16 protein-coding genes are annotated in these 15,093 nt (G+C 61.3%); 4 read left to right on the forward strand and 12 right to left on the reverse strand.

The window, feature by feature from the left end; genetic code table 11:
• The 3 genes from M8997_RS13595 to M8997_RS13605 are packed head-to-tail and all read right to left on the reverse strand — an operon-like array spanning position 1 to position 3,139.
• Positions 1–867: a carbohydrate ABC transporter permease gene (locus M8997_RS13595; protein WP_250018878.1), complete on the reverse strand. Its 867-nt coding sequence runs from the start codon at positions 865–867 to the stop codon at positions 1–3.
• 1 nt (position 868) lies between these two features.
• A complete protein-coding gene (locus M8997_RS13600) occupies positions 869–1,765 on the reverse strand; it encodes a carbohydrate ABC transporter permease (RefSeq protein ID WP_250018877.1) in 897 nt (298 codons plus the stop codon).
• A gap of 57 nt (positions 1,766–1,822) precedes the next feature.
• Complete coding sequence (locus tag M8997_RS13605; protein WP_250018876.1) at positions 1,823–3,139, reverse strand: sugar ABC transporter substrate-binding protein; 1,317 nt, start codon at positions 3,137–3,139, stop codon at positions 1,823–1,825.
• A gap of 154 nt (positions 3,140–3,293) precedes the next feature.
• Here M8997_RS13605 and M8997_RS13610 point away from each other — a divergent pair, with 154 nt between their 5' ends.
• Positions 3,294–4,082, forward strand: coding sequence for an IclR family transcriptional regulator (locus M8997_RS13610; protein WP_256473284.1), 789 nt, complete (start codon positions 3,294–3,296; stop codon positions 4,080–4,082).
• Here M8997_RS13610 and M8997_RS13615 read toward each other — a convergent pair.
• Together M8997_RS13615 and M8997_RS13620 are read right to left on the reverse strand one after the other, a co-directional pair.
• The gene (locus tag M8997_RS13615) at positions 4,066–5,208 is read right to left on the reverse strand and encodes an extracellular solute-binding protein (RefSeq protein WP_250018875.1); all 1,143 of its coding nucleotides are present in this window, start codon (positions 5,206–5,208) and stop codon (positions 4,066–4,068) included. The genes M8997_RS13610 and M8997_RS13615 overlap by 17 nt on opposite strands.
• Positions 5,205–6,365 (reverse strand): CaiB/BaiF CoA-transferase family protein, encoded by a 1,161-nt coding sequence (locus tag M8997_RS13620; RefSeq protein WP_250018874.1) that lies wholly within the window; start codon positions 6,363–6,365, stop codon positions 5,205–5,207. The genes M8997_RS13615 and M8997_RS13620 overlap by 4 nt, the downstream gene beginning before the upstream one ends.
• A 216-nt stretch (positions 6,366–6,581) precedes the next feature.
• Between M8997_RS13620 and M8997_RS13625 the strand changes: the two genes are divergently transcribed.
• Positions 6,582–7,478 (forward strand): DMT family transporter, encoded by an 897-nt coding sequence (locus M8997_RS13625; protein ID WP_250018873.1) that lies wholly within the window; start codon positions 6,582–6,584, stop codon positions 7,476–7,478.
• 13 nt (positions 7,479–7,491) lie between these two features.
• Here M8997_RS13625 and M8997_RS13630 read toward each other — a convergent pair whose 3' ends face one another.
• The 4 genes from M8997_RS13630 to M8997_RS13645 form a co-directional block, all read right to left on the reverse strand.
• Entirely contained in the window at positions 7,492–7,629 is a 138-nt protein-coding gene (locus M8997_RS13630; RefSeq protein WP_250018872.1) for a hypothetical protein, read from the reverse strand.
• Positions 7,630–7,830: 201 nt separating this feature from the next.
• Positions 7,831–8,610, reverse strand: a complete 780-nt coding sequence (locus tag M8997_RS13635) for a DUF899 domain-containing protein (protein WP_250018871.1) — start codon at positions 8,608–8,610, stop codon at positions 7,831–7,833.
• 197 nt (positions 8,611–8,807) lie between these two features.
• A complete protein-coding gene (locus M8997_RS13640) occupies positions 8,808–9,368 on the reverse strand; it encodes a methylated-DNA--[protein]-cysteine S-methyltransferase (protein WP_250018870.1) in 561 nt (186 codons plus the stop codon).
• A 116-nt stretch (positions 9,369–9,484) separates the two neighbouring features.
• Positions 9,485–11,305 carry an ABC transporter ATP-binding protein/permease gene (locus tag M8997_RS13645; RefSeq protein WP_250018979.1) on the reverse strand — a complete coding sequence of 607 codons (1,821 nt, stop codon included), beginning with the start codon at positions 11,303–11,305 and terminating at the stop codon, positions 9,485–9,487.
• Between the two features lie 306 nt (positions 11,306–11,611).
• On the opposite strand from M8997_RS13645, the gene M8997_RS13650 reads away from it, so the two are divergent.
• Positions 11,612–12,100: a cytochrome b gene (locus M8997_RS13650; protein WP_250018869.1), complete on the forward strand. Its 489-nt coding sequence runs from the start codon at positions 11,612–11,614 to the stop codon at positions 12,098–12,100.
• Between the two features lie 3 nt (positions 12,101–12,103).
• The gene (locus M8997_RS13655) at positions 12,104–12,868 is read left to right on the forward strand and encodes a RibD family protein (protein WP_250018868.1); all 765 of its coding nucleotides are present in this window, start codon (positions 12,104–12,106) and stop codon (positions 12,866–12,868) included.
• Between the two features lie 8 nt (positions 12,869–12,876).
• On the opposite strand, the gene M8997_RS13660 is transcribed toward M8997_RS13655, so the two are convergent.
• From M8997_RS13660 to M8997_RS13670, 3 genes are read right to left on the reverse strand one after another with little or no spacing between them, the layout of a single operon-like run.
• Complete coding sequence (locus M8997_RS13660) at positions 12,877–13,653, reverse strand: trans-aconitate 2-methyltransferase (protein WP_250018867.1); 777 nt, start codon at positions 13,651–13,653, stop codon at positions 12,877–12,879.
• Entirely contained in the window at positions 13,650–14,690 is a 1,041-nt protein-coding gene (locus tag M8997_RS13665) for a glycosyltransferase family 4 protein (RefSeq protein ID WP_250018866.1), read from the reverse strand. The genes M8997_RS13660 and M8997_RS13665 overlap by 4 nt, the downstream gene beginning before the upstream one ends.
• Complete coding sequence (locus M8997_RS13670) at positions 14,690–15,088, reverse strand: 6-carboxytetrahydropterin synthase (protein ID WP_250018865.1); 399 nt, start codon at positions 15,086–15,088, stop codon at positions 14,690–14,692. The genes M8997_RS13665 and M8997_RS13670 overlap by 1 nt, the downstream gene beginning before the upstream one ends.
• Between the last annotated feature and the right edge of the window lie 5 nt (positions 15,089–15,093).

Below are 15,093 nucleotides of genomic sequence, written 5' to 3' on the forward strand. Positions count from 1 at the left end.
TCAACCTTTGACCGCGCCGAAGGTAAGCCCGCCGACGAGATGTTTCTGAATGATGAATGTGAGGGTGAGGGCCGGAATGATCATGACCACGGCGAGGGCGCACATGCCGCGCCAGTCGATGGTGAATTCCGCCGTATAGTCGAGCAGCCCGACCGGCAATGTCTTGGAATTGACCGATCTCGTGATCTGCGATGCCAGCGCATATTCGTTCCAGGAGGTAAGAAACGCGAAGATGCCCGCCGAGGCTATGCCGGGGCCGGCCAATGGAAACTCCACCTGCCAGAATGCCTGCCAGCGCGTGCATCCATCGATCTGCGCCGCCTCGGCCAGATCCTTCGGGACCTGCCGGAAGAAGCCATCGATGAGCCAGATCGTGAACGGGACATTGAGCGCGACATAGGTCAGGATCATCGCGAAATGCGTGTCGATTATGCCGGTCCGCGCAAAGAGCATGAACAGCGGCAATGAAAGCGCGATGCCAGGCACGGCGCGCGTCAGCATGAAGGCAAGGAATATCGCCGATTTCGCCTTGAACCGGAAGCGGGCGAAGGCGTAGCCGCCCGAAATGCCGATAGCGAGAGCGATGATCGTCGAGGTGATCGAGATGATCAGCGAGTTGCGGAAGTAGCTCCAGACGGGAATCCCGCCGCCACCGACACCGGAGAACATTGCGCGGTAGGCATCGAGCGAAAGGTCCTGCGGGATCCAGATCGCCGGCTTCGCCATGATCTCGACCGTTGGACGAAGCGAGCTGAGCACGATCCAGAATCCCGGCAAGCAGATGATCAGCATGGCGATGAACAGCCCGACGAAATGAGCCAGGCCGAGCAGGCGCTTCTTGGCGCGGTGAAGCTGATTATTGTCCATTTTACCACTCCGCTCCTATTTGCTGGCGCGCGGCGGCGAGCTTTCTGAAGAAATAGACCGTGAACAGGATGGACAGGAGGATGGCGACATAGGCCATGGCATTGGCCATTCCCATCCGCGCATCGCCATAGGCGGTGCGGCCGATGAGCGTCCACAGCAGTTCGGTGCGTTTCGCCGGCCCGCCATCGGTCATGATCTTGACGATGTCATAGGCGCGGGCGACGTCCAGCGAGCGGATCGTCATCGCGATGAGGGCGAAAGGCGTGATATAGGGCCAGATCACATAGCGAAATGTCTGCCACGGCGTGCATCCATCCACATTGGCGGCCTCGATCGGGTCCTTTGGCATGGCCATCAAGCCCGCGAGGATCAATATGGCGAAGACGGATGTGGACGACCAGATTTCCGCGATGATGATCGACACCATGGCGAGGTTGACGTCGATGAGCCACGGAATTGCCCGATCGGTCAGCCCCAGCGATTGCAGGGCATTGTTGACGAAGCCGACATTGTCATTGAACAGGAACTTGAACTGGAACCCCACGAGTACCGGCGAGAACATCATCGGGAACATCATCATGGTGCGCAGTATCCGCTGTCCGCGCGTCGCCTTTTCGACCAGCATCGCCAGGCCGAGCCCGAGGAACATCTCGGCGTTCAACGCAATCGTCAGGAGCAGCACGGTCCGCCCGAACGCGATCCAGAACTCCCAGTTGGAGAGGACGGCGACATAGTTGCGAAAGCCGATGAATACCCAGAGGGAGTCCGGCTTGGTCAGGCGAAAGGGGGTAAAGCTTGAATAGAGGGAGAAGACGAGCGGCACGATGATGACAGCGGCCAGAACGATGAAGGCCGGTAACAGCAGCAGCGCCGGCGTCGAGAGCTTAACGGACTTCATGAATTGCCCTGATCATAATGAAGGATGCACCGGCGCGGCGCCGGTGCATCCGAAAGCTTAAAGTTTACCGGCATCCTCGAGGATTTCCGTAGCCTTGGTCGCTGCGGCGTCGAGCGCTTCCTTGGACGTCTTGTCGCCAAGGATCGCAGCCTGGAGTTCGGGGTAGACGGCATTCGAAATCTCGATCCACTCGGCGAGCGGCGGTACCGGAAATGCGTTCTTCGAAGCTTCCTGGAAGGCGTTCAGGACTTCCGTCTTGTAGGCGTCGCCCTTGGCAGCCTCGATATTATACTCCCAGACCGCGGTGCGGCTCGGGAGCGGCCCGGCTGCGGATTCCAGCTTCTGACTGTCCTCGTTGGTCAGCCACCAGACGAGAGAAGCCGCGGCTTCCTTGTTGGCGCAGGATTCGGTGACGGAGAAGCCATGGAAGCCGGACCAGCCGGTGCGCTTGCCCGATGAACCGGCAGGCTGCACCTTGACGCCGACATTGCCGGCGATCTTGGAGGATTTCGGGTCGTTGAAGAATGTCGCCCAGCCCGGCCAGTCCAGATTGAGCGCCACCGATCCCGATGCGAAGCCCTGGCCGAGGTCGTCCCAGAGATAGTTGGTGGTGCCGGCCGGAACCACCTTGTCCTTGTAGAGCTTCACGAACCAGTCGAGCGCACGCACGCCGGCTTCCGAATTGAACGAAGGCTTGCCTTCGCCATCGATATATTCACCGCCCTCGGCGACCAGCATTTCGTAGAAGCGGCCATTGATGGCCTCTTCCTTGCCCGCAAACTGCGTGCCGTAGAAATTCGGCGGCGCCGCGAAGAATTCGGCTTGGTCGGTGACCTGCGCCCATGTGTCCGGCGGCGTCAGGTCGTAACCGTATTTTGCCTTGAACGCCGTCTTCTTCTCCTCGTCCTGATAGAGGCTCTTCTGGTAATAGAGCGCGGACACGTCGAACTGGGCGCGCGGCAACATGACGAGCTTGCCGTCGAGGGTCGAAGCCTTGATGAGATTGGGCACGAAAGCTGCCAGTTCCTCGGCGGGAACGAGCGGGGTCAGGTCCGTATAGATGTCAGGATATTGCGGCGCGAACGAAGAGTGGTTGGAGCCGACGCACCAGGAAATGCTCCCCGTGGCGATATCGGACTTGATCTCCTTGTCGAGCTCGAAATGGTTCTTCTTCGACAGGATGTTGACCTTGGCGCCGGTCAGCTTCTCCCATTCCCCGATCCGCTCATAAAGCTTCTCATATTGCTGGCCGCCGATCAGCTTGGCGTCGATCGTGACGCCGTCAAACTTGCCCGGCAGTTCAGCGGCATTGCCGGCCTGTGCCAGGGTAAGTGCGATAACACCGGCGCAAACGCCGCAGAGCAGTTTTTTCATTGGAACCTCCCAGTTCGTCGGCGCCCAGGTCGCCCGTGACTCTCATATATAAGAAATCCATTTATATACAAACATTCCTTTCCGGTGATTGTCAATCTCAAGTAAGGCTTCGTAAAATGAATTTTCGTATATGAAGAGGGAAAGGGGAGCCGTGATGGAAGAGGAAGACGAGCGATATCGGGCACCAGCCCTCGACAAGGGTCTGGACATTCTGGAGCTTCTTGCCGGCATCGACGGCAGCCTTACGCAAACCGAAATTGCCAAGGCCTTGCAGCGCACGCCCAACGAATTCTACCGGATGCTGGATCGGCTCGTGCGGCGCGGCTACGTGACCCGCACCGACGGTGACCGCTACGCGCTTACGCTGAAACTTTTCGGCCTTGCGCAATTGCATGCGCCGGTGCGCCGGCTTGTCGCCTATGCCATGCCGCTGATGCGCGAATTCGCTCAACGATCGAGGCAGGCGAACCAGCTGGCCGTCTTCGATCGCGGTTCGGTGGTGGTCGTGGCGCAGCAGGAAGCTCCGGATTACTGGGGCATTTCCATCCGCGTCGGGTCGCATGTCGGGCTGTTCAACACCGGGTCGGGACATGTGCTGCTCGCCTTCTCCACGCCGGAAGAGCGACGGCTGATGATCGCTGAAAACCGCCGCGGAGAGGAAGACAAGCCGTTGCCGGCAGAGCTACTGGCGCGCTTCGGGCAGATACGCGAGCGCGGCTATGAAATGATGCCGAGCATGCAGACTGCCGGCGTGCATAACCTTTCCGCGCCTGTGCTTGCCTCCGACGGCCGCGTCATCGCGGCGCTGACCTGCCCCTATATCAGCCTGTTGGCGCCGGATGCGCCGGACATAGACCGGACGATCGCCATGCTGCTCGAGACCACCGGTCAATTGTCAAGCCTGGCCGGCTTCGGCATCGGATCGCCTAAGGGAGTCGCTTGAGGCTGGCCCGATACTCGCTGTTCAGCGTCTCGATCACCTGGCGGGGATCGCCGCCGTCGATGAGTGCCGCATTGATCAGTTCCGACGCCTTCTGCTGGAAATCCATATAGCCATCATGGCGCGGACGCAGCCAGGCCGCCTCCAATGTCCGCCGTGTCGAAAGATAGAAGTCGGATGTCGTGGCATTGGCGGCAGCGCTTTCCCAGCCGCTGGCATGTCCGGGCTGGCCGCCCGCTGCGTGATAGAGGTTGGCCTGGACTTCCGCCCCCGCGACCCAGAATGCGAAATCCTCGGCCTCGCGCCGATGTTTCGTGAAGGCCGAAACGGCGATGCCGGTGCCGCCAAGCGCAGAACCAACGGGGCCGGACTTGCCCGCGGCCGGAATATCGGCGAAGCGGACGATGTTGGCGCGGTAGCCGGCCATGGCAAAATTCACATAGCCATAGATGAGCGGTGCACAGGCCTCTTTCTGCCCGGCGGCAAGCCGTTCGAGCGCGCCGATCGGATCGAGCCGGAAATTCTCCGGATCGACGAGGGCCGCAAGTTCGCGCATCAATTCCAGCACCTGCACGCCTTGTTCGGGCGCAATGATCTCCTCCTGCCCATCATTATTGCACGGCGTGCCGAGATTGGCGGCCAAAGTGAAGAAGCTCATCAACCCGTGCGGCGGACGCAGCGGCCAGACGATCGCTCCCCGCCTGGCCAGCTCGACGATATCCTGCCATTGCGTCGGAGCAGCGGCAAGGAGATCGGGCCGCCATGCCTGCACCTGCGCCGCGGCATCGATCGGCAGCGCCCATTGGCGTCCGCGCCAATTGTAACTGATGAAGGATTTGCCGACGCTGGCCCGCGCCAGCTGCTGCAGCTCGCTCTCCCGGCCCGGCACATCGAGCGGATGGAGACAGGCCTCCTCCGTAATCTGCCCGACATGGGGATGGTCGATGACGATCAGATCATAGGCTTTCGCCAGTTCTTCGACCGGATAGCTCTCGAAATCCTGCAATGAACGTTTCGACCAGCTGATCTCGACGCCCGTGCGTTCGATCCAGGCGCTCGCGGCCGCGATCATTGGATCGTAGCCGCGCGGATGGCTCCAGGTCATGCCCTTCAATTTTACTGGGCTCATAGGGAAAACTCCTCGCGTATTGCGCGGCTGTGCTCGCCGACCCTCGGCGCCGCCGTCGATGTGCGGGCGCGCTGACCATCCACGCGGATGGGCGATCGCGTCGTCAGGATGGAAACGCCGTCTTCGCGCGTTACGGTCTGAAGCAGGTCCAATACCTTGAAGCCTTCGCTGGAGATCAACTGTTCCCAGTTCAGCACCGAGGCGCACCAGATATCCGCCGGTTCGAGAACCTGCAGCCATTCATCGGTGGTCCGCGTCGCAAGCTTTTCGGCAATGATCCGCTTGATCTCGTCGCGGGACGTGAACCAGGAGGATTTATCATCCGCGAAGGGCGTGAGCTCGTCGATTTCCAACAGCGCGGCGAGCCGCGAGATCGGCGTCATGGCGATGGCGATGAACCCGTCCCGCGTCGGATATACGCCGTAAGGCGCAGACAGGTAAGCGTGAGCGCTGCGGAAATTCGATCGCTTCGGCAGGCGCCTTCCATCATTGAGATGGGTGGTGAGCACTTCGAACTGGAAGTCGACCAGTGCCTCCAGCAGACTTGTTTCGACATGGCTGCCCTTGCCGCTGATGCCCTTCCGCACCAGAGCCGCGAGTATGCCCTGCACCGTGGCTGCACCTGCCAGCATGTCGGCCACGGCGAGACCGAAGGGAACCGGCCCCTGACCGTCGTCGCCATTCAGCCACATCAGTCCCGAGCGGGCCTGCGCGAGCAGGTCCTGGCCCGGCCGCATGACCCACGGCCCTTCTTCGCCATAGCCGCTGATGCTGGCATAGACGATTGACGGGTTGATCTCCCTGACCTGTTCGTAGCCGAGGCCGAGCCTCTGGATCACTCCCGGCCGGAAATTCTGTATCACCACATCCGCCTTCCCGATCAGCGTCTTGAGCGCGGCCATGTCGGCCTCGTTCTTCATGTCAAGGGCGATACTTTCCTTGCCGCGATTGATCGCGTGGAAAATCGTGGAATCGCCGCCGATCTCCGTGTCGCTGAGGTAGAGCCCCCGCGAAAGGTCGCCGCCATCCGGTCGCTCCACCTTGATGATGCGGGCGCCGAGATCCAGCAGCCGCAGCGCGGCATAGGGGCCAGACAGAAACTGGCTCATGTCAAGCACGAGCAAGCCCTCGAGCGGAAGTGATGAAGTATCGTCCATGCGTTCCTCTATTGGTTTCTTCGGCCAACAGGCCATTTGTTCTTATTTAAAAAGATATTTCATATATGGGTGATCTGCGCAAGCCTGTTGCTGCCGGCAGGTACATTGTCGGCATAGGGGCTCTTTTGAGGATCGCCGATCTATGGTTTCTGTGGTTTACAGCCTGATCGGCGCAGTCGCGGACGAGACGGTGGGCCGTGAGGCGGGGAGACGAAATTGACGTTGAAGAATAATGGCTATGTATTCGCGTTGCTGGCTCTGGTCATCTTCTCGATCCAGGACGCGATATCGAAGTATCTTGGCACGTCATATCCACCGATCTTCATAGCGACCATCCGATTCTGGGCCTTCGGCGTTTTCGCCATCATCATCGCCGTCAGCAAGAGCGGGTCGCTGGCGCAGGCCATGCGCACCAAACATCCCTATCTGCAACTGTTGCGCGGCGCCGTCCTTGCGATCCAGGTGGCAGCCGTCATCACCTCCTTCGCGCTTGTCGGCCTCGCCAGGACGCAGGCGCTGCTGGCAGCAACGCCCTTGCTGGTGGCGCTGCTGTCGGTGCCGCTCCTTGGCGAGCGCGTGGGATGGCGCCGAATGCTGTCGATCTGCATCGGCTTTGCCGGCGTCATCCTGCTCCTCAGCCCCTCGGGCGGATCGTTCGAGATCACGCTCATCGTGCCGATCGTCTGCGTATTCCTCTACGGCTTCTACATCATCGCCACGCGAAGGGTGAGCCGCGACGATTCCGCCCTGACGAGCTTCTTCTATACGGGCGTCGCCGGCGCGGCAGCCATAAGCCTGGTCGGCCCGTTCTACTGGACCACCATGCCATGGGTGGACTGGGCATGGACGATCTCGATATGTATCACCGGCGCCCTCAGTCACTATCTGCTCATAAAAGCCTATGATCTTCTCGACGCCGTGGCGGTGCAGCCGCTGACCTATCTTCAGATCGTCTTTGCCGCGATCATCGGCGTGACCGTGTTCGGGGAGACCCTGAGCTACAATACGATCCTCGGATCGATCATCGTTACGCTGGCGGGGATATTCACGGTCTGGCGCGAAGCCATGGTGGCGCGGCAGAGGGCTCGCTCGCGCAAGGACACGCCAGCATGACGTTGAATATGGCTTAGAAGCTGGCGATCAGCCGCCCAAGATACATGGCGGCAGCCGCGAGAACGATGAACGCGATCATATATGGCCACAACCGCGTCAGGTAGGGACCGTAGTCGGGCTTGTCGTCCTCGCCGTTTGGAACACCCAACATCTGTGCCTCGGTGCTTTGGCAGATCGTGAAGCTGCGACGATGCAATTACGACGGCGAAGTTACGCCGATTCCCGATGAAGTCAAACCGCTGCCAGTTCGCGCCCGATCGGCATCTGCAGCGTCGGTACCGAGGCCGAACGGCGATGAAGAAACCCGCGCTCATGGCGCGGGTCGATCAGCGGCTTGGGGTAGCTTGAGGGTTCATCCGGTCGATTTTTCGCGGAACGCGGCCTCTCCGGCATCGGAAATCTCGACCCATTTCTTGTCGGGCTCGCCACCGGCCTCATAGCTGTCGTGCCAGTTCCACCATTTGTAGGCCGGCGTTTGCGGATAGCCCTGCGGGGAATCCTCCCATACTTCCTGGCGTCCGAGCGGCGTGATGTCGAGATAGTTCCAGGTGCCGCCCATCTGCTCGTCGCCGCGATTGTTGATGAAATAGGTACGGAAGATCCTTTCGCCGTCACGGTAGAACACATTGGTGCCGTGCCACTCGTCGACACCGAAATCGGCGTCGAAATCGTCGGTGATGGTAACCCAGGGAATGTTCGCCCAGCCCATCTTCGCCTTCAGCCGCGTGATATCGGCCTGCGGCGCGCGCGAGGCGAAAACAAGCGTCGTGTCGCGCGCATTGAGATGCGCGACATGGGCAACCTGATCCGCCACCATTGAGCAGCCGCGGCAGGCATGGTCGGGCCAGCCGAATACGCCGGGTTCGTGGAAGGCCCGGTAGACGATCAGCTGGCGCCGGCCCTCGAACAGGTCGAGCAGGCTGGCGCGCCCGTTCGGGCCATCGAATTCGTAGGTCTTTTCCACTGCCAGCCATGGCATGCGCCGGCGCTCGGCGGCCAGTGCGTCCCGGGCTCTCGAATGGGCTTTTTCCTTTACCAGCATTTGCTGCCAGGCTGCCTCCCATTCCTGCGGCGAAACCACTGGCGGCTTCTGCATGGCGGGGCTCTCCGTCTGGCTTGTCGACTGGGTCATGACATGGACCTCCTTTGGTATCTCCACTCGAAACCGAGCGCAGTTCCCCAAAGCCATGGGCACTGCTGCTCTCGAATGAGTTTGGCATCAGATCCAGCATCGGGGTGAGTAACAACTGTGTCGTTATTCGCCCGGTGCCACCCGCGCCATGCAATCCGTCCAGACACGGCAGCTTCCGGGAGCGCCAGAAGCTGCGGCTAGAATAATGATTGCTGGGCCGGTTCTGGCGGCGTCAGGCGAACACCCTCCAGTTCGAGCATCCGCTGCTTGGCGGTTGCGCCGCCCGGAGCGGAAAACCCGCCAAGCTTGCCGCCTGCCGCCAATACGCGGTGGCATGGTATGATCAGCGCAACCGGGTTGCGGGCCATGGCCTGGCCGACATCGCGCGCCGCTTCCGGTCCGGCTCCCAGCTCCCTCGCCAGCGCACCATAGGTCGTGGTCCGGCCCCAACCGACCTGCCGGGCCGCAGCGTAGATCCGCCTGAAGAAATCGTCCTGCTCATCGAGATCGAGCGTAGCGCCGGAGAAATCGACCGGCTGGCCGTCGAAATAGCGTCGAACCGCCTGCACGACATGGGTTATCTCGGCTGTTGCCGCAGCGCGCGACGCGCCTTCCACCCGTCTGAGCAGGAGCCTTTCCGTCGCCTCGGCGCTTTTGGTGGGCAACTGAAACCGCGTGATCCCGCGTGCGTTCCAGGCGATGCCGCAATGACCGCCGGAGGTTTCGAAGATCAGGTAATGCTGTGACAGCCGCTCCATGACGCAACCTCATATCCTTTGCCGGGAGCATCGCGGTCACAGTGGATATTTGCAATCCGTTTCTTGCCCGGATCGAACTCTGCTGACGCGCCGCCTCGGCAACGTCGTGCATATTATCACTCGGCGGCGATAATGGGCGTAAATTCGGCATCTTCGAAGGTGGGCAGCTTCTGCAGCTCGCCCCTGCCGTCCTTGATCTCCAGCACATGCGTATAGAAGGGACGGCCGCTGTTCGACAGTGGCGGTTCCTTCTCGTGCATGACGCTGATGACGATGGCGCCGCGGCAATGCCTGTGGATCGATTCGTGGAACTCGATCTTGGAGAGGGGATCGAGCGCGCCCGTTGCCTCATCGAGGAACAGCACGCCCGGCTTGTGCAGCAATATGCGCGCCAGAACGAGCTTTTGCTTCTGCCCGCCGGAAAGCAGCTGGTCCCAGCTCGATCCATGGCGCTCCTCCTGCCCCATGAACTCGATGAGGTCGCCGAGCCCCGCATTGTGGAGGGCGGCAGCAACGAGCCGATCCTCATAAGCTTCTTCATGGGCTGGAAGACAGACGAGCTGCTTGAGCGAAACCGGCTGCAATTTCACGTCCTGCGCCGCGTAGATGGGATTGCTGTTCTCCGGCAGGGCGAATTTGCCTCGCCCATAGGGCCAGAGACCGTTCATGGCTTTCAGCAGGCAGGTCTTGCCGCTGCCGGATTCTCCCTTGAGATAGACCCAGTCTCCGGCGCGTATGCGCAGATGATCGATCTTCAGGAAGGGTATGTCGGCATTGTCGGCGTGCCGAAGCTCGACATCGCGCAGTGACAGGCCGAAGAGCTCATGCTGCTGCGAATACTGGAAATCATTTCCGGCCTCGGCACTTTCGTCCGGCCGAACCACCTCCTCGATCGCTTGCGCCAGACCGATGACCCGTTGCGCGTTCGCCTTGAGATTGGCGATCGCCGGCATGACCTGGATGAACCAGGAACATTCATTGATCATCGAGCCGACCAGCTCCGCGCCCGTGATGTAGGATTTCAGGCTCACGGCATTGCTCATATAGGGCAGCAGGCCCGGCATGTAGGCAACGATCCTGTTGGAGAGGAAGCCGTAGACCGCGGTAAAGGACATGTAGCCGGCATCGTAGCGGTTGAAGCGGGCCCAGCTATCGTCCACCTCGCTGTAGAGCTTGCCATTGATCGACTTCTGCACCGATTCCCCGGCCGATGCCGCCACCTGGAAGCTGCGTCGCAGGAAGGTCGTCAGCTCACTGCGGTAGCTGCCTTCGCTCTTCTGCATTTCCAGGGTGAGCTTTTCCAGGACGCGGCCAATGCGCATCGCCGCCCATGTACTGGCGGGCACATAGATGGCAATCGCCAGGAATGCGAGCGCGGCGCTGCCATAGGAGCCCAGAAACTCGAGGCCGGTAACCTCGGACGACATCTCGACCAGTTTCTGCCCGACGAACAGGATGGACATCACGACGCCGAGAATGCCCATGGCGAGGCCGATCGCGCCGCCGGTCATCGCCTTGATCGATTCATGGACGCGCTGGTCGATATTGTCGGGCGTCACGCCGCCTTGCTGCAGATGATAATGCGTATGGCCGCTGTCGAGCAGGGCACTATTGAAACAATCGTTCAGCCAGCCGCGCCATTTGCGATGCAGCGTCGTCGAGATGAGGTGCCGCAGCCCGACGAACCCGACCTCCTTCATGATCGCAAGAAGAACGAGCAATCCGGCATTCATCAGGATCGCCCGGCCGGGGTCCGGAACGAAGGGTTCCCGGATGGCGACGATGGAATTGAGCAATTCGCCCGCCGCTACGGCAATCCACACGCTGGCCTTGCTTGCAGCGGCCGTCAGGAGCGCGATAGCGCCTGTCAGCAACCACGCTTCAGCCCACCGGTCTGACGTCCAGTAGGCGCGAAGCAGGCCCCAGAAGCTGCGCATCGGCGCTACGGCGCTCGATCTCGGCCCTGGTCCCAGTGTTGGATTTTCCTTTGCAGAAGTCACGAATGCCCCAATCTGATCACCCCATAGTAGTAACACAATGTTACGTATTGCAACAATACGTGGTAAAAATTTGATTAAGAATGTGTCTGACGTGTCACTTTAAGTGCCGTCAGGCGCCCGGAAGCGGTGTTTGTCGCCGTTGTCGCGGTTTTCCTTCGCAATTGCGGATCGTTGGACTAATCTGGTCCTGGGCCGGCACGGCAAGAGGAGGGAAAGACGGAAAACCAGCGCTACATTCCGGCATTGCGCGTCCTGCACTGGCTGATCGCGGCGCTTGTCCTTGCGATCTGGCCGCTTGGAATGCTGCTCAAATATTTCCGTGAGGACGTGAAGCTCGACTTCTATCTCCTGCACGAATCCTTCGGTTTTCTGGTGCTTTGGCTCATGTTGATCCGTGTCGGCGCCCGGCTTTACGCCCCCTCGCATCCGCCGCGTGCCGGCGACTGGACCGGGGTGCTTGCCCGCAGCGTGCATTTCCTGCTCTACGTGATGCTGATTATCATGCCGATCAGCGGATTCCTCGCCACCAATGCCCATGGCTTTCCGCTGCGTTGGTTCGCCGTCGTGCCGGTCTGGAGCCCCATCGGCAAATCACCGGACATCGCGCCTTATTTCAGCGCGTTGCATGTCATTGCCGCCTGGCTGATATTGTTGCTGGTCTGCCTGCATATTCTCGGGGCACTCTTCCATCATATCATTCGCAAGGACGATACAATTCAAAGGATTCTCTGACGGATGCAGCGCGTCGAAATGCCGGACGAGGTTTGGGTGGACCTGCTCGCCCGAAGGAATGGCCACAATTCGGACGGAAACGGGGGAAATGGCCCCAATCACAGGCTTTATGGACCGCTGGTACGAAGGGAACGCCCGTTCGTGTTGGCGCAGGTGGGTCAATCGCTGGACGGCCGCGTCGCGACGCCGGCGGGCGATGCGCGGGATGTATCCGGCAGCGGCGGCATAGCCCATCTGCATCGCTGCCGCGCCCTCATGGATGCCGTCATCGTCGGCGTCGGCACCATTGTGTCCGATGATCCGAGCCTGTCGGTCCGCGCCGTCACGGGCCCAAGTCCAGTCCGCGTCGTGATCGATTGCAACGGGCGCATGCCAATGGGCGCCAAGTTCCTGAGCGATGGTGGCGAGAGGATCATTGTCATCCAGGCCGACGACGTCGATGTGCGGCCCGCCAATGCCGAGATCATACGGTTGCCGCGCACGGAACGCGGGCTTGACGTTGCCGATATCCTGCAGGCGTTGCGGCAGAGGGAACTGCGGTCGGTGCTGGTGGAGGGCGGCGCGAGGACGGTCGGCCGGTTTCTCGATGCCGACGCCGTCGATCGGCTCCATGTCGCCATATCGCCGATGATCATCGGCTCGGGCCCGACAGGCATACTGCTGCCGCCCGTTCACAGGCTGACGGATGCGCGCAGGCCGAAGGTCGATGTCTACGACATGGGGACCGATATTCTCTTCGATTGCGATTTTCGCGCCAATGGCGGATGACGGCTGGATCAGCCGGGAATTGCAAGCAGGTCCGTATGCCCGACGCGGCATGACGATCGCGCCGCCTCCGCCATCCGATGGGCATGCCAGCCGGCAATGTCGCGGGGTTCGATCATCTCCATCTCGCCCGCCGCCCGCACCAGCCCGTCGATGAAGGCGCGCTGAACTGCTTGCTGCGACGGGGAAACCATGTGCCAGTCACTCTTTGCGCACTCCGAGCGGTAGCCCCTATCGGCCAGGGCTTGCTCCAGGATCGAAACGGCATCGGGCCCGGCCGCCGGCCCAAAACCCTTATCCGTCCTTTGGTGGCGGTTGAAAGCCTCGATCACCGCATGGTCGAGCGGATGTTGCGGGTGAAACTCCACCGCACCGTCATAGTTCAGTGCCGCATAAAGCCCGGCGCCTGCCGTGCTGATCGCTTGTACCAGCGTCACCATAAAAGCTTCCGAACAGAGATCGAAAAGCGCCGAGGCCGTGACCAGCGTCGCACCTTCCAGCGGAAGCGATCCGACGTCTGCGATATCGGCCACGCGATAGGCGAGCCCGTCGCCATGGCGCTGGCGTGCTTCATCGAGAAGCGCCACGTCCATGTCGATCAGGCACCATCGTGCAGGCTCCGCCAGATGCGGTGCGAGCACCCGATAGGTCGAGCCCGTGCCGCAACCGATATCGACGATGGACCCCGCGGAGCCGAGCCTCGCCGCCTGGCGCAGGAGTTCGCCATTGCGTGCTGCGCTGTCGAGCGGCTCCCGCAGGTCAAGCCAGGCGCTGTCGAAGCCGCTCATGCCTTGCTTTCGGCCGCCGCGGAAATCAGGGCGGCGCTTTCCGCCCAGCTCGGCAGGTTCGCGCCATGCCGGCGGGAAGCCGCGGCCATCGATGCGTGAACGGCCCGATCTTCCAGGAGCCGCCGCAGGGCGAGCGAGAAGCCGCCACTATCATCCGGTGCGACCAGAAAACCTGCATCTTCCGGCACCACCTCCGCTATTGCGCCGGCCCGGCAGGCGACGATCGGCACGCCATGGGCCATGGCTTCGGCAAAGACCATGCCATAGCCCTCATAGCGGCTGGCAAGAGCGAATATATCGCAGAACTCGAATTCCCGGCGCGTGTCCTCCACTGCGCCGACGAGCGTGATGCGGCTGGCAAGCGAAAGCTCCGATATCTGCCGCTGCAATGCCTGCGCGCAGGCCGGGTCCATGCTGCGGCTGCCGATGATACGGCATGTCCAGCCAAGGTCCGTCAGCTTTGCCAGGGCATCCACCAGCACGTCATGGCCCTTGCGCGGGATGATCGAACCGATGCTCAGGATCATGGGGCTGTATGGGTTCGGCTTCGACGGCGGCCCCGGGTCCGTTCCCGGCAGTGCAAGAACGATCCTGGCGGGCTCCACATCATAGACAGTTTCGAGCTGCCGCGAAGTGGTTGCAGATGTAACTATTATCGAACGGGCGGCGGCGAGCGCCTGCCACTCCGACCTTTCGAAGTCGTCCCGTACGTCCTCGGGAAGGCCGCCTTCCATGGCCAAAGGGTGGTGGACGAGAGCGATAAGGTCGAGTTTTTCCGCCAATTTGGCGGCGGCATGACCAAAAGTGCCGAATGCGAGGCCATCGACGATCACGGTCGAACGCGGCGGCAAGGAAGCGAGCTGCGCCAGCGCGTCGCCCATTACCGCTTTTTCGGGATAGGGAAAGCCGTCGCCGAGCGCTACGGGCGTCACCTCCCAGCCGAGCGTCCCCAGCTCGCGGACGATGCGCCGGTCATAACCATAGCCGCCCGTGCGGGTGTCGAGGTCGCCGGGATAGGCGAAATAGAGCCGCCGCATCAGAGATCGGCCTCGTACCAGCCGCGGGCCATGTGAGATTCGTTCAAGAGCACGCGGATGCGGCAGATACGGTGGCTTCCCTCACCGAGCTCGCCCGATTTCACGGCCTGTGCCAATCCGTCGAAAATGTGCTTCGAGATCACCTCGGTGGTGGTGATCTTTCCAGAGAGCTCGGCGGCTTCGTCGAGGTTGCGATAGTTCAGCGGTTCGAGGACCTTGCGCAGTACCTGTGTCGCGAGCCCGATATCGACAGCCAGGCCGTTCTCGTCGAGTTCCCGCGTATAAAAGGCCGCGTCAACGACGAAAGTAGCGCCGTGCAGGGCCTGCGCCGGGCCGAATACCGGTCTCGGCAGGCTGTGGGCGATCATGATGTGGTCTCGTACTTCAATGGCGAACATGGGCT

Origin of the sequence: Phyllobacterium sp. 21LDTY02-6 (assembly GCF_023554255.2) — a bacterium.
Taxonomy (GTDB): domain Bacteria; phylum Pseudomonadota; class Alphaproteobacteria; order Rhizobiales; family Rhizobiaceae; genus Phyllobacterium.